This is a genomic window from Terriglobia bacterium (assembly GCA_020072785.1).
Lineage (GTDB): Bacteria > Acidobacteriota > Terriglobia > Acidiferrales > UBA7541 > Acidiferrum.
Genome location: JAIQGG010000004.1, coordinates 150,933 through 165,390, shown reverse-complemented (window position 1 = coordinate 165,390; position 14,458 = coordinate 150,933). Strand labels below are relative to the sequence as shown.

The window sequence follows — 14,458 nt, the reverse complement described above, 5'->3', positions numbered from 1 at the left end:
GCGATTTTGCTCGTCATCGTTGCTTGTTCGGTTTGCCTTCGGCGGTATCGTCTAGGGGTTAGGACGTCAGGTTCTCAACCTGAAAACCGGGGTTCGATTCCCCGTACCGCTACCACGCTTTCAATCTCAGCGATGGCAATCTCTTCCCTACCGCAGGAAGCTCGCGGCTCGCCATCCCCTGCACCTTTAGCGCTCCGCAGTCGTCATGCTCCTCGATTCCGGCTGCCGCAACGGCCGAATCGTAAAGAAATTGTTCCGGCAGGGATCGCACCGCAAGGCAGGTAAACGCAAGGCCCGTCCCACAAAGGACCAGAGTCCCACCACGCTCTCTCGCGGAACCCCCCGCAACCCGAGACTTCCGCATTGCCCGCAGTGCGCGTAAAAAAACTGGCTCAGGGGCACGGCCATCGCATAAAACCGCAACTCGCACCCGGCGCACCGCCAGGGCAGCAGCCCGGCCATGCCCAGTGCGTGATCCTTATAGGAATGCCGCCGCGAGCGCCGGCATTCCGGATGTTTGCAGACCGGACAGTTCACTCGTGTATCCTTTTTGTCTGTGACCGCAAAGCGGTCAGCTTTGCGTGTGACCGCAAAGCGGTCAACGGTTCTCTCCTGGGACACGCCATTACCGCATAGAGTAGCACGAGCACCTCGGGCACAAGCTTGCTTCCCGCAGAAAGGGTACAATGCGGAACGACATAGGAGCCATCATGACGGCTTATACTGCAGACCACGCGCGGTCCGGCATCCACACCAAGCTCCCCAAACTCGACACCTGGCCCAATCAGTTTCCCGGCTATGTCATCACCACGCGCTTTCCCGAATACACTTCCGTCTGCCCCAAAACGGGCCTCCCCGACTACGGCGCCATCACCATCCAGTACATGCCCCGCAAAGCCTGCCTGGAGCTCAAAGCTCTCAAAATGTATCTCCTCGCCTACCGGAATCTGGGCATTTTCTACGAAAACGCCGTCAATCGCATGCTTCGCGACATCGTCGCCGCCATCCACCCCGAGTGGTGCGTCGTCCGCGGCGAATTTACTCCCCGCGGCGGTCTCACCACCACCGTCCTGGCGCGCTGGCCCCGCCTCTCCCCGCGCCGGGAAAGAAACCCCCGCTGAACAATAGTGGACAGGTTTGCCATCCCTAGGGATAATCGGGGGCATTCCGGGCAACCCACACCAGCCCGTTGACTGAGGAGGCAAAATGAGTACATCGCCGAATGTGCCGAATGCGGAAGAGTCTCGTCACTACGAGGCCGCCGGCACCCCGCGGTGGATTTCCTTGCTGTTCATTGTTCTTTTTCTTGGACTCGCTGCCGTGGCCGTCATCGGACACTTGGCACATACCAAAGTGGCACAGGACCTCGCCAAAGCCCAGGATCAGAACAAAATTTTCTCCGCCCAGCTTGATCAGGCTAATTCCCGCCTCGCCGAGATCAAGGGCCACATGGAAGTCACCGAGCAGAAACTCGGCATGACCCAGGCGGAACTGGCCGAGGCCAAGAGCCGCGCCGAAGCCATTCGCAAGGAGCAGAAAGCCTCCGATCAGCGCCTGACCTCCCAACTCGGCCAGGTCAAGCAGGAGAGCGAAGAAAAAATCGGAGCGGTGGCCACGGAAGTCGGCGGCGCCAAAAAGGACATCGAAGCGACGCGCACCGACCTGGAAGCCACCAAGACCAAGCTCGAGCGCGCCCTCGGCGACATGGGCGTGATGAGCGGCCTCATCGCCCGCAACCGCGACGATCTCGAAGACCTCAAGCGCCGCGGCGATCGCAACTACTTCGAATTCACCGTCCAGAAGTCCAAACACGCCGAACGCGTCGGCCCCGTGCAGCTTTCCCTGCAAAAGGTGGACACCAAGAAGGGCCGCTACACCATGACCGTCTTCGCCGATGACAAGTCCATCGAGAAGAAGGACCGCACCGTTGGCGAGCCCGTCCAGTTCTACACCAAGGGCGCCGGGCGCACCATGCCCTACGAAATCGTCGTCTTCGAAGTGGGCAAGAACTCGGCCTCGGGCTATCTCGCGACACCCAAGGAAGCTGCGCCTGCTGCTCCGGCGGCACCCGCGGCTCCGGCAGCAGCACCCGCGCCCAAACCGGCTTCCTGATTCCGGCCGCCGGCGCACATCGCTCCATTGCGGCGAAAGCCCTGTCCCGCTCCTGGAAATTTCAGGCCGGACAGGGCTTTCGTCTTTTCCGGCACGGGGCTAGGATTCGACCATGCGACTCCTCCGCCCCGCTGCGCCGCTCGTTCTTCTCGCAACTCTCCTGCTGGCTGCGGCTCCCTTCTCCTCCGCCCAGCAGCCTTCTCCGCAACCCCCGCCTTCCATCCGCGTCGAGGTAAATCGCGTCAATGTCGCAGTGATTGTCACCGATGCCCAGGGCAAATTCGTCGAAGGCCTGCGCCAGGAGGACTTCCATGTTTTCGATGACGGTGTCGAGCAGCCCCTCACCAACTTTGCCGCCATGGATGACCCCGCGCAGGTCGTGCTGCTCCTCGAGAGCGGCCCCGCCGTCTATCTCCTCGAGGGCAGCCATGTGCGCGCCGCCTCTTCCCTGCTCGACGGTCTCGCCCCCGGCGACCGCATCGCCATCGTGAGCTACGCCGACCGCCCCTCACCCGTACTCGACTTCACCGCCGACCTGCGCACCGCCGCTGCGGCCCTTGCCGGCTTGCGCTTCAATCTCGGCTTCGGCCAGCTCAATCTCGCCTCCAGCCTCGTCGCCCTCTACGACAGCCTGGCCTCCGTGCCCGGCAAGAAAACCATCGTCCTGCTCTCCACCGGCGTGGACACTTCCCCGCAGCCCGCCTGGGACGCTCTTCCCGCGCGCCTGCTCACCGGAGATGTGCGCATCTTCGCCGTCTCTCTCGGCGGCGAATTGCGCGCCCCTCCTCCCTCCGGCAAACCCGGCAAGCGCCGCAAGCAGGACAAGAAAAATCCTTCGCCGGATGCCGTCTCGCCGGAAAAGGCCGCCGCGGCACAGGGCTTCGCCGAAGCCGATGCCCGCCTCTCCGCCATCACCGCCGCCACCGGCGGCCGCGTCTTCTTCCCCGCAAGCCCCCGCGAATACCCCGCTGTCTACGCTCAGATCGCCCAGCTCGTCCGCCACGAATACAGCCTCGGCTTTGCCCCGCCCGCCCGCGATGGCCAGGTCCACTCCCTCGAAGTCCGCATCGGCCCCCCATCCGCATCGCCGGCTACACCCGCCGCCACGCCCGCTCCTGCCTCCCGCCCCGCCTACCGCATTGACCACCGCCGCGCCTACCTCGCCCCCCGCTAGCCACACCTCTCCCCGCGCTGCCCTGCTTCCTGGTTGTGTGCTTGCACCGCGGAACTTCGGAGGCTTCTACTCAAACTCTTTCAGCGTTTGCGCCATCTTCGTCAGCCGCTCGTCTGCCAGCGCAAACACCGTGCCCGCTTCGTACTTGCCGTCGCTTCCCAGTTTTCCCGCCGCCACGCCTGACAAAATCTCCAGCCCCTCTTCCACCTTGGCCACCGGATAGATGTGGAATTTTCCGGCGCCCACAGCCTCCAGCAAATCCTCGCGCAGCATCAGGTCTTCCACGTTCTCCGCCGGTATGATCACGCCCTGCGTCCCCGTCAGCCCCTTGATCCGGCACACGTCGTAAAACCCTTCGATCTTTTCGTTCACCCCGCCGATGGCCTGCACGTCGCCCTGCTGGTTCACCGACCCGGTCACCGCCATGTCCTGGCGCAGCGGCAGCTCGGAAAGCGCCGAGAGCAGCGCGTAGATCTCCGTGATGCTGGCGCTGTCCCCGTCCACCCCCGCATACGACTGCTCGAAACAGATGCTCGCCGCCAGCGAAAGCGGCTTGTCCTGCGCGAACCGGCTGCGGATGTACCCGGAGATGATTTGCATGCCCTTGTCGTGGAAGCGCCCGCTCAAATTGGCTTCGCGCTCGATGTTGATCAGCCCGGCCTTGCCCATCGCCGCCGACGCCGTAATGCGCACCGGCTTGCCAAACGAATACCCGCCGATCTCCAGCACGCTCAGCCCGTTCACCTGCCCGCTGCGCGCTCCCGCCACATCGATCAGCAGCGTGCCTTCGTCGATCATCTCCCGGATGCGCGTCTCGATCAGGTTGTGCCGCTCCACCTTCAGATCCAGCGCGCTGCGCACGTGATCCGCGCGCACCTGCGCCGCGCTCGCGCCCCGCGCCGCGTACGACGCCTCCCGCGCCAGGTCCGCAATGTCTATAAACCGCGCGGTCACCTTGTTGCGCCGCCCCGCCCGCCGCACCCCGTATTCCAGCATCGCCGCGAACGCCCCGCGATCGAATGGCAGCAGCCCTTCCTGCTCGCACAGCGCCCGCAGCCGCCCCGCGTATTCCGCGATCACCCCGTCGCTCATGCGCATCTCTTCGTCGAATTCCACGCGCACCTTGAAAATCTTCTGGAAATCTTCCTCGTACTCGTAGAGCAGCTCGTACATCTGCCGGTCCCCGATGAGGATCACCTTCACGTTCAGGTCCACCGGCTCCGGCTTCAGCGCGCTTCCCCCGAACGGAAAGAACATCTCCAGCGGCTGAATCTCCAGCCGGTTGTGGTTCAGCGTGCGCTTCAGCGCCCGCCACACCCCGGTCTCCGACAGCGCTTCCACCGCGTACATGATCAGGAAGCCGCCGTCCGCCCGCAGCAGCGATCCAGCCCGCAGGTCCATGAAGTCGCTGCTCCACCCCCCGCGCGCGTCATAGGCCCGCTGGATCGTCCCGAACAGGTTCGCGTACGTCGGCATGGTCTCGAAGATCACCGGCGATTCTTTCTCGTCGTTGTGCGCCAGGATCACGTTCACGCCGTACATCCGGAAGGGATCGCGCTCCGGCCCCGCCGGCTTCAACAGCCCTTCCACCGCCTCCCCGCTCTCCTCCTGCTCGCCCTCGCGTTCTTTGAACGGCTCCAGATTGTCCAGCAGGTGGTGCCGCACCTCTTCCAGGTAATCAATCACCCCGTCGCCCGGATATTTCTCCTTCAACTCCTCGATGAACCCGTCCAGCAGCACCGACGCCGCTTCCTGCTCCAGGTAGCTCAGCTCGCTGGCCAGCTCCCGCGAAAGCGTCAGCGTCTTCCGGTACACCACCGTGAATTCCTGCCGGAATTGCTCGTACTTCCGCTCGATTCCTTCCGCCGCTCCCGCCTCCAGCTTGCCCTCGTGCACCATCTTGGCGATGTCCTCGATGGGCACCATCTGCCCGTCCAGCACCGGGAAAATCTCCGGCAGCGCCACCGCCCCCACCTGCATGTGCCCCAGCGCGAACTGCTCCCGCGCGATGCGCCGCGTGAAGTCGTCCATCAAATCTTTCTCGCGCACCGTAAACCGCTCCACAATGCGCGCCTTCTGCCTCTGGAACGGCTCCCCCTCGAACACCTGCGGTATCCGCCGCCGCAGAAAATCCACCCCCGCCTGCATGTCCTTCTTGAAGGAATTGGCCTGCCCGCGCGGCAGCGACAGCAGCCGCGGCCGGTCCGCGCTCTTGAAGTTGTTCACGTAGCAGCGGTCCAGCGAGGGTTTGCTTTCCGGGTGCACCTCCCGGATCATCCGCGCGATCGTGCCTCCGCGGCTCGTTCCCGCCAGCCCGCACACGAACACGTTGTAGCCCGGCGCCGTCAGCTCCACGCCCATCTTCAGCGCCCGCAGCGCGCGCTCCTGCCCGATGAATCCTTCGCGCAGCTCCGCCTGCGCCGTCGTCTCAAACGGCAGCCGCGCCGGATCGCACCGCCAGCGCAACTTCTCCGCTGGCAGCCCCCCGGGTATCGATGCTGGTTTGTTGCCCATGGAATTCATCCGAGCGCGTTACTCTAGCACAAGCCGGACCCGCCGTGGATGCTCCCGGCGCGTTTCTGTCCGGATTTTGTAGCGCCGGGCTTCAGCCCGGCATCTTGTCTTCCGCCTGTGGCCCTGCGCACTCCCTCACACCCCCAGGATCTCTCCCGCAGACGACACGTCGATCTGCGCGGCCCGCGAAACCTTCCCCAGCCCCGGCATGAGCATGATGTTCCCGGCCAGCACCACCACGAACCCCGCCCCAGCCGAGAGCGAGGCGTCGGTGACGTGCAGCGTCCAATCCCGCGGCGCTCCGGGAAGCTTCGGGTTATCGGAGATCGAGTACTGCGTCTTGGCTATACAGATGGGCAGCCCCGCGCAGCCCCACTCGCTGAACTGCCGCAGCTTCCTCTCGGCTTCCTCGCTGTAGGACACCCCGCTGGCCCCATAAACCTCCTGCGCCACTTTCTGAATCTTCTCCGTGAGCCTCTCTTCGAGCGCATAGATGGGCCGCGGTGTTACGTTGGGGTTCTTGGCGATTGTCTCCACGACCTTCTCGGCCAAATCCACTGCGCCCAACCCGCCCTTGGCGAACGCCTCGCTCCTCGCGCTGGCCACTCCCAACTCCCCGCAATACCCGGCGATGCGCTCCAGCTCCGCCGGCGTGTCCTTCGGAAAGTGATTGATGGCCGCGACGATGGGCAGCCCCAGGCGGCGCAGAATTTCCACGTGTTTGGCCAAGTTGGCGAAGCCCCGCTCCAGATCTCCTTCGCCCTGCAGCCGCAGGCTCTGCACCGAAGTCACCAGCACCGCCACCGCCGGCGCGATCCCCGACGCGCGCATCACGATGTCCACGTACTTTTCCGCCCCCAGATCCGCCGCAAATCCCGCTTCATTCACCACATAATCCGCCAGGCGCAGCCCCATCTCATGCGCAAGCACGCTGCTCGTGCCATGCGCGATGTTTCCAAAGGGTCCGGCATGTACCATCGCCGGCGTCCCTTCGCTGGTCTGCACCAGATTCGGCAGCAGCGCGTCGTTGAGCAGCGCCAGCATGGCCCCGGTCGCGCCCAGATCCCGCGCGCTCACCCGCTTCCCCGCACGCGAAACCCCTACGACGATCGCCTCCAGCCGCCGCCGCAGATCTTCGCGGCTCTTGGCCAGCGCCAGGATCGCCATCACTTCGGAGGCCGCCGCGATCACAAATCCGGTGTGCCGCCCCGCGCCTTCCCTTTTCCCGCCCACGCTCACGGCGATGTGCCGCAGCGCGCGGTCGTTCATGTCCAGCGTGCGCGGCCAGCTGATCTGCTCGGGGTCCAGCCCCAGTTCGTTGCCGTGGTAGAGATGCGCATCAAGGAGCGCGGCGAGCAGATTGTGCGCCGTGGTGACCGCGTGGAAATCGCCGTGAAAGTGCAGATTGATCTTCTGGTTGGGTTCGATCTGCGACATCCCTCCGCCCGCCGCTCCCCCCTTCATCCCGAAGATGGGCCCCAGCGACGGCTCGCGCGAGGTGATCACCGCCTTCTTCCCGATTCTCTCCAGCCCCTGTGTTAGCCCGATCGAAGTGACCGTCTTCCCTTCCCCCGAAGCCGTCGGCGTCGTCGCCGTCACCAGGATCAGCTTCCCGCGCCGCGGAAACGCCGCATCGCTGAGCAGCTCCAGCTTGAGTTTCGCCCCGTAATGCCCGATCGGTTCAAAGTAAGCGTCCGAAATCCCCAGCTTGCGCGCAATTTCCTGTATCGGCAGCAGTGCTTTGCTCATATGCCGGCTGGCCCGCCCCTTCCGCCTCCGTTTTTACCCCTGCGCTCGCGCGAGCATACCACTTCCGCACTTCCCCGCCGCCCCCTGTGCCGCGGAATGAAACAAGCGTGCGTGGGTGCCCCAGACCTAGTGATCAAGCAAGGTCGGGGTGCCCCTCGATAAGAGCGGAGGCGTTCTTGGCTTTCACATCTGTACCGAAAAACGAGGTTCTCATTGTCTAAATTAGCGGGGTGCACTACGCTCCACACGGATTACGTACTTACTCAGGTTTGGAGGTCCACGGAGTACTCTCGAACATCTGTTGGCCCAAGAACGGGCCCTTCCATCCATTCACTTGGTATTTGTCGTAGAAAAATCTCCAGCGTCCCTTCAGACTCGGGACCGGCTCAAGCGTCACAATAACGAAGGTAGTCGGATACTTATCCCCCTGTCCAATGAAGCAGTCAAGCACGGGAGGTTCGTCCGTTCGGCGAAAGCGAAGAAGCACGAACAGGTGGGAAGATATACCAAAGCCATCGCGAATGGCGGGGGAAAAACGCCATCTCCGTAGCTCATTCATCACAGGTGTAAGAATCGGGTCTCGCGGTTCCGTTTCCGAAGCAAAATCCACATTTGTGACAGTACCCCTCGGGCTGATACTCAGTTTCATGAGAGTGTCGTGAGGCAAGCTATCCGGCGAAGTTGCTAGCTGGAAGTAGTCCGCCGGTGCTTGTTCGAGAATAGGGTCTGACTGGAAAGTGCCAACCCCCCCAACGGTGATATTCATATCGGCGACCTGGATGTCTATCACCGACACCTCAGCTTTCGTCGGAATTCTCGTCGTCATTTGAAGGTTTGTTCCTAAAAGATTAAAAACCTCACCTGGCTCTACCGGCCTCGTGAACCTGCCTTCATAAAAAGGTTGAATGTTCCTATGAGAGTTGCCATTTCCTTTGACATTTGCTTGGTAGGTTATCGTAAAGAGCCGGTGCCCTTGTTCGTCCTGGTAAATTACAAGCATTGTGATTCCTCTTATTTGGCCCCCGGTGTCGTTTCGCAGAAACAAGACACCTTCGACCTCAGATACGAACTGGAGGAAATGATTGACAACCCCAAGCTTCAAATTTACGCCTAGCGGGAAGCTAAGCGGAATCGACGTGCGCTGACATGGATCTGCCACCGGGTTAGCCTGTCGCGCAAATGTCCCCGGGGAAAAGACAAATGCAAGAAAAAGGAGACCGCAGCGCAATCCTCTCATGCTGTCCCCAAGGCGGGTAGCCCACGCCTTCCGATTTTTCTCTTTTTGACGCCTGCGCACGGCGAGAGCATACCACTTCTGCACTTCACTGCGACGTATTGTAACGAGGGTACCCCTCCCTCGGGTTTCGAGGGTAGGGATTTTGGTGTTCTCCGATGCTCGGGTGCCCTTTCTCTTCACTCACTTGCAACGTGATATAGTCTCCCAAGTTGCGAGCTCCGCGGAAAAAAACACTTCTCTGCCAATCCGCTCCTAGTGCCTGGAGGAGATTATGCGCATCCGCCACACCATTCTGTTGAATGCTTTGCTTCTCGTCGCCTGCGCCGCCGGCGCTCAACAGAAGCCGGCCGTCGGCCGCTCTGCGGTCACCAGTAGACAAGAGGATCAGATACCGCTTCCTCCCACCTATGTGCCATCCGGCAGGCAAATGTACAAAGAATATTGCGCCGCCTGTCACGGTGCCGACGCCAAAGGCCACGGCCCTGCCACTCCCGCGCTCAACACACCGCCGCCGGATCTGACCACTCTCGCCAAGCGGCATGGCGGCAGGTTTCCGTACGACTACGTCTCCAACGTCCTCCGTTTCGGAATCCGCATCGCCGCGCACGGCTCCCCGGATATGCCCACGTGGGGGCCTATCTTTGGCTACCTCGAACACTACAACGAAGTTGCCGTGCAGCGGCGCATCAAGAACCTCTGCGACTATCTGGCCTCTCTGCAGCAAAAAGAATCGGTGACGCCTGGCACACCCTTAACGAAATGACGCGAACTTGGGTGCCGCACTCTTTGCGCGGGTGCCCCACCCTTCGTTTTAAAGGGTGGGTTCTTTCCTTCGTCCGATGTCCAAGAGATCGAAACGTTGCTTATTCTCTCCGCATACTCATGCGCCGGGCCAGCTCGAGTGGGCGTTTCGCTTTCACTTCTGCGAACCAGAGCCGCACGTACCTACGCAGAAAGTGGTCTTCACAGAACTAAAAGATCCATTCGGAATCTTCACATTGCCCGCGATTGGCGCAAAATATTCTGGCGGTTCCAGCGAGTATTCCGCTGTCACAGAATACTGACCGGATTTGCCAATTAGAAACCCTTGTCCATTTTTCAATGATATGGTTCTTCTTGCGCTGACCTTCTCTCCATGCTTTAGCACCGTGAAACCCGAAGGAGAGTAACTCTTGGAGTCAATTCTGCCCTTGCCTTGCCAGGCCACTTCTTTTTCATCAGGTCCAGATACCTTGAAATCTACAAACTCATCCTGAAGCAAACGACTCACAAATACAGGACCTGCCGACTCGTTGCGTATTGAAAGGACAAGAACCACATCTTCACCCCGAGCAAACAAGTGTTTTGCTGGAAGAGCCCGGAAAATCAAAGCGCGGCGCTCTACTGATTCTGTTGTGGGTGCTTGGCCTGTCGCGCGAGCAGTGAAAGCCAGAAGCAAGACCAGAAAACATATAGATGAAGTTTTCATCATTGGCTTGTCCCATCCTCTCGGCGTCAGCGCACTGTGAAGGTCATCGGAAGCGCGTGGTCCAGGCCTTCCGATTTTTCTCTTTTTGACGCCTGCGCACGGCGCGAGCATACCACTCCTGCACTTCACCGTAGAGACCCCTCCGCACTGCACTCCTCTGCGCTCTCCGCGTCTCCGCGTTATCTTTTTCCCGCCCTCGTTCCCATCTCACGCGCCGCCCGCCTCCCGCTGCTGCATGTAGCCCCGGAAAACGCCCAGCGCCGCCGCCACGATCGTCGGACCGATCACCAGCCCCAGCATCCCGAAGGCGTCCAGCCCGCCCAGCACCCCGATGAACAGCAACAGACTATTCAGCTGCGTGCGGTTGCGCAGCAGCAGCGGCCGCAGGAAGTTGTCCACCACCCCGGCGATCCCCCCGCAGATCGCCACTACCACCAGCGCCTTCCCCCAATGCCCCGTCAGCCCCAGCCACAACGCCGCCGGCACCCACACCAGCGCCGAGCCCACCACCGGCACCAGCGACAGAAACGTCAGCAGCACGCCCCAGAACACCGGCGTCGCGAATCCCACCAGCGCAAACGAGATTCCCCCCAGCGTGCCCTGCACCGCGGCAATCAGCAGCCCCACGGCCACCCCCGCGAAGATCAGGTCGCGCGATTCCCGCATCACGCTCTCCTGCAGCGCATCCTCAAAGGGCAGCAGGCCGCGCACCCCGCGCACGATGCTCTCCCCGTCGCGAAACAGAAAAAACAGCGCGAACAGCAGCAGGAACAAACTGAATAGGAAGGTAAAGACGTTGCGCACCAGCGCCGCCAGTTGCCCGGCCAGAAACGACGCCGTCTTCTCCGCCGTTTGCCGCAGCGGCCCCGAAAGGTCCGCCTGCTGCCACGCGGCCGGCAGCACGTGCCGCAGCCAGCTCATCACCTGCGCCGGTAACTGCGTCTGCGGGTCCAGGAACAGTTTCTGCGCCGCCGCCGAGGCTTCGAGCGCTTCCCGCGCCGTCAGCGTCAGCACCACCAGCGACGGCGCCACCAGGAACAACATCACCGCCAGCGTGCTCAGCAGCGATGCCGTGGTCGCGGAAAATCGCCTCGCCAGCCGCTCGTGCAGCGGATAAAAAAAGATCGCCAGCACCGCCGACCACGCCAGCGGCACCAGAAACCCCTCCGTGATCCGGTACACCAGGTAGCCGAGCAGCAGCAGCCCGCCGTAGGACAGCACCGTGGCGAGCCGGTCACTCGTATTCTTCGCCGTGGATTCGGGTGTGCTCATGCGCGGTATATAATCCCAGAAGTCGGTGCATGCAGGCCCCTCGCCGGGCCGCCGGCGAAGCCGCATGAACTCCAGCTCCACTTCGCTCACAGCCTATCAGGTTCGCCTCCTGGTTGTACTTTCCTTGATCAATTTTGTGAATTTTGCCGACCGCCAGGTGATCGTGCCCCTGCTGCCCATCCTCCGCGAGTATCTCCACGTTACCGACGCGCAGCTCGGCTCCCTGCAGACCTCCCTGCTCGTCGTCCTGGCCATCGCCAGCGTGCCCTTCGGTTTTTTCGCCGACCGCATCAGCCGCACCCGCATCATCGCCGGCGGGGTGGCCTTCTGGAGCCTGGCCACCATCGTCGGCGGCCTCGCGCCCTCCTTCGCCATGCTCCTCGTGGCCCGCGCCCTGGTCGGTGTCGGAGAAGCCGCCTATGCCCCGGCCGCCCAATCCCTGATTTCCGGCGCCTTTCCCAGGGAACGCCGCGCCTGGGGCCAGGCCATCTTTGCCGCCGGCATGCTCCTCGGCGGCGCCTCCGGACTGGCCCTCGGCGGCCTCATGGGCCAGATTCACGGCTGGCGCTATGCCTTCTTCCTCGTCGGCCTGCTCGGCCTGATCCCCGGCCTCAGCGTGCTCAAGCTGCAGGAGCCGCCGCGCGTCCCGCGCATCGAAGTGGTGCCCTTCCGCCAGCTGCTCAGCGTGCCGGCCTACCTGGCCATGATTCTCGCCGGTGTGTTTATTACTTTTTCAAGTATGTCTCTGCTTACCTGGGGCATCGACTTCGCCGTCAGCTACAAGGAATTCAGCCTCCGCGAAGCCGCGCTCTATCTCGCCGCCATCGCCCTGTTTTCTCTGCTCCTCGGCGTTTTGACCGGCGGCTACGTCGCCGACCGCCTGCAGAAAAGATTCGCCTACGGACGCATCATCGCCATTGCCGCCGCTTTTTTGCTCGCGGCGCCCTTCGTCCTGCTGGCCATTCAGTCCGACGAAAAATGGGTTGTGCTCACCGGGCTGTTCATCGCGGAATTCTTCATGTCCTGGTACCACGGCCCGGTCACCGCGGTGATTCACGACATGATGCCGCAGCGCGCGCATGCCACCTCCATCGGGGTGTACATGTTCGTGACGCAACTGGTCGGAGCGTTCGGCCCGCAACTGGTGGGCAAGATTTCCGACCTGCGGGATCTGCAGGTGGGGCTGCAGGTGGCCGTGGGGGTAATGGTTTGCGGGGCGCTGCTGCTGTTTCTGGTGATCTACTTCATCCGGCGCGACGGCTTGCATCATCCGCATCTGGATGCGTTCCGCGCCGAGCACGACGATTGAAAAAGTCTTAGCGCAGGTTGAACTGGGCGATGAGGCGCAGCACGTCTCCGCCGGAGACGTCGTAGAGCGCGCGCTCGTCTTCTTCCTCGAGGCGCTCGCGGAGAAATTCGGCGGCGAGAAAGCTGGCTTCGCGATCGCTCAAGTCGCGGCCGTTCTTGGCGCGGAATTCCATGAATGCAGGGTGCGCCAGGCCGAGAATGACGCCGGCACCATCCACAAAAAACTTGGCGTCGATCGTATCGCTGTGGCGGGTGGCGATGCCGTTCCACATGTGCGAAAAGCGGCAATGAAAGACGCGCCCGGTGAGCTTGGAAACCACGTCGAAGGGGCCGACGAACTGGCTCATCGGACCGGCATTCGCTAGCAGAGGCTTGGAGGCCACGAGTTGTTTTCCCTTTCCCCTGAAAAAATCAACGGCTGACGGCGGCGGCCGTTTCCGCTTCGGTATAGCACTTGATGGCCGCGGCCACGCCGGCGCCGGCGGAAGCGCGGTAGCCGTTTTCCAGCAATATCTTCTCGAAGGCCGCGAGGAAGAGCAGCACATTGCCCTTCTGGCTGACGTGGCCCATCAGGCCGACGCGCCAGATCTTGCCCTTGAGCGGGCCGAAGCCGCCGGCGGTCTCGATATTGAATTCGTCGAGCAATTGATTGCGCACCTTCACTTCATCAATGCCGTCAGGGACCAGCACCGCGGTGACCGTGGGCAGGCGGTCGGCGGGATTCTTCACGAGCAGGCCGATGCCCATGGCTTCCAGGCCGGCGGTGAGCGCGTGCTCATTCTGGCGGTGGCGCTCCCAGCGCTTTTCCAGGCCTTCCTCGGCGACGATGCGCATGGCTTCGCGCAGCGCATAGATGAGGGAGATGGGCGGGGTGTGGTGATAGAGGCGGTCCTTGCCCCAGTAGTTCATGGCCGAGGAGAGATCGAAATACCAGCTCTGCACCTTGGATTTGCGCGCGCGGATGGCTTCCTCGGCGCGGGGGCTCACCGTGATGGGGGACATGCCCGGGGGCGCGCTGAGAGCCTTCTGCGAGCCGCTGAAGCAGATGTCAATGCGCTGGCGGTCCACATGCAGCGGCGCGCCGGCGAGGGTGGCCACGGTGTCCACGACCAGCATGGCGCCGAACTCATCGGCGACCTTGCGGAAGGCGTCAATGTTGGTGAGCACGCCGGTGGAAGTTTCGCCGTGCGCCAGGCCGACAATCTTGACCTTCTTGCCCTTGCCCGCACGGCGCACATCTTCGGGATCGACCGGCCGGCCATAGGGCGCCTCGACGCGGGTGACGCGCGCCGGAGTGCGCTCGGCGATGATGGCCATGCGCTCGGAGAAGACGCCGTTCACGCAAATCAGCGCTTCGTCGCCCTCTTCCAGGGGATTGAGCACGGCGGCCTCGATGCCGCCGGAGCCGGAGGCCGAGAGCGGAAAGGTGATGCGGCTCTCGGTCTGGAACATCTGGCGCAGCAGTTGCTGGGTGTCGTCCATGACCACGCGGAAATAAGGGTCCAGATGGCCGACCAGGGGCGTGGCCAGGGCGCGATAGACGCGAGCATCTATGGACGAGGGTCCGGGAGTCATCATCAACCGCATGGGGGGATTCAGTTCGCCGATGTTTTGGGTCATGACG

12 protein-coding genes and 1 tRNA gene are annotated in these 14,458 nt (G+C 62.5%); 6 read left to right on the top strand and 7 right to left on the bottom strand.

Features of this window, described 5'->3' with window-relative positions; genetic code table 11:
- The first annotated feature begins 40 nt into the window (after positions 1-40).
- The 4 genes from LAN61_12230 (at position 41) to LAN61_12215 (ending at position 3,286) form a co-directional block, all read left to right on the top strand.
- Positions 41-115 (top strand) — tRNA-Glu (locus tag LAN61_12230).
- Between the two features lie 595 nt (positions 116-710).
- Positions 711-1,121: a preQ(1) synthase gene (gene queF, locus LAN61_12225; protein ID MBZ5541274.1), complete on the top strand. Its 411-nt coding sequence runs from the start codon at positions 711-713 to the stop codon at positions 1,119-1,121.
- 85 nt (positions 1,122-1,206) lie between these two features.
- On the top strand, positions 1,207-2,112 hold the full coding sequence (locus tag LAN61_12220; protein ID MBZ5541273.1) for a hypothetical protein: 906 nt from the start codon (positions 1,207-1,209) through the stop codon (positions 2,110-2,112).
- 112 nt (positions 2,113-2,224) lie between these two features.
- Positions 2,225-3,286 carry a VWA domain-containing protein gene (locus tag LAN61_12215; protein ID MBZ5541272.1) on the top strand — a complete coding sequence of 354 codons (1,062 nt, stop codon included), beginning with the start codon at positions 2,225-2,227 and terminating at the stop codon, positions 3,284-3,286.
- A 66-nt stretch (positions 3,287-3,352) separates the two neighbouring features.
- Here LAN61_12215 and LAN61_12210 read toward each other — a convergent pair whose 3' ends face one another.
- The 3 genes from LAN61_12210 to LAN61_12200 form a co-directional block, all read right to left on the bottom strand.
- Complete coding sequence (locus LAN61_12210; protein MBZ5541271.1) at positions 3,353-5,800, bottom strand: AAA family ATPase; 2,448 nt, start codon at positions 5,798-5,800, stop codon at positions 3,353-3,355.
- Between the two features lie 135 nt (positions 5,801-5,935).
- Positions 5,936-7,549 carry a formate--tetrahydrofolate ligase gene (locus LAN61_12205; GenBank protein MBZ5541270.1) on the bottom strand — a complete coding sequence of 538 codons (1,614 nt, stop codon included), beginning with the start codon at positions 7,547-7,549 and terminating at the stop codon, positions 5,936-5,938.
- Positions 7,550-7,808: 259 nt separating this feature from the next.
- Complete coding sequence (locus tag LAN61_12200; GenBank protein ID MBZ5541269.1) at positions 7,809-8,549, bottom strand: energy transducer TonB; 741 nt, start codon at positions 8,547-8,549, stop codon at positions 7,809-7,811.
- 508 nt (positions 8,550-9,057) lie between these two features.
- Between LAN61_12200 and LAN61_12195 the strand changes: the two genes are divergently transcribed.
- Positions 9,058-9,549, top strand: a complete 492-nt coding sequence (locus tag LAN61_12195; GenBank protein ID MBZ5541268.1) for a cytochrome c — start codon at positions 9,058-9,060, stop codon at positions 9,547-9,549.
- Between the two features lie 153 nt (positions 9,550-9,702).
- Here LAN61_12195 and LAN61_12190 read toward each other — a convergent pair whose 3' ends face one another.
- Together LAN61_12190 and LAN61_12185 are read right to left on the bottom strand one after the other, a co-directional pair.
- The gene (locus LAN61_12190) at positions 9,703-10,257 is read right to left on the bottom strand and encodes a hypothetical protein (protein MBZ5541267.1); all 555 of its coding nucleotides are present in this window, start codon (positions 10,255-10,257) and stop codon (positions 9,703-9,705) included.
- A 204-nt stretch (positions 10,258-10,461) separates the two neighbouring features.
- Complete coding sequence (locus LAN61_12185) at positions 10,462-11,526, bottom strand: AI-2E family transporter (GenBank protein ID MBZ5541266.1); 1,065 nt, start codon at positions 11,524-11,526, stop codon at positions 10,462-10,464.
- 64 nt (positions 11,527-11,590) lie between these two features.
- Between LAN61_12185 and LAN61_12180 the strand changes: the two genes are divergently transcribed.
- Positions 11,591-12,835 carry an MFS transporter gene (locus LAN61_12180; protein MBZ5541265.1) on the top strand — a complete coding sequence of 415 codons (1,245 nt, stop codon included), beginning with the start codon at positions 11,591-11,593 and terminating at the stop codon, positions 12,833-12,835.
- A 7-nt stretch (positions 12,836-12,842) separates the two neighbouring features.
- On the opposite strand, the gene LAN61_12175 is transcribed toward LAN61_12180, so the two are convergent.
- Entirely contained in the window at positions 12,843-13,217 is a 375-nt protein-coding gene (locus tag LAN61_12175) for a hypothetical protein (protein ID MBZ5541264.1), read from the bottom strand.
- A 28-nt stretch (positions 13,218-13,245) separates the two neighbouring features.
- On the bottom strand, positions 13,246-14,454 hold the full coding sequence (locus LAN61_12170; GenBank protein MBZ5541263.1) for an alanine--glyoxylate aminotransferase family protein: 1,209 nt from the start codon (positions 14,452-14,454) through the stop codon (positions 13,246-13,248).
- Positions 14,455-14,458 lie beyond the last annotated feature (4 nt).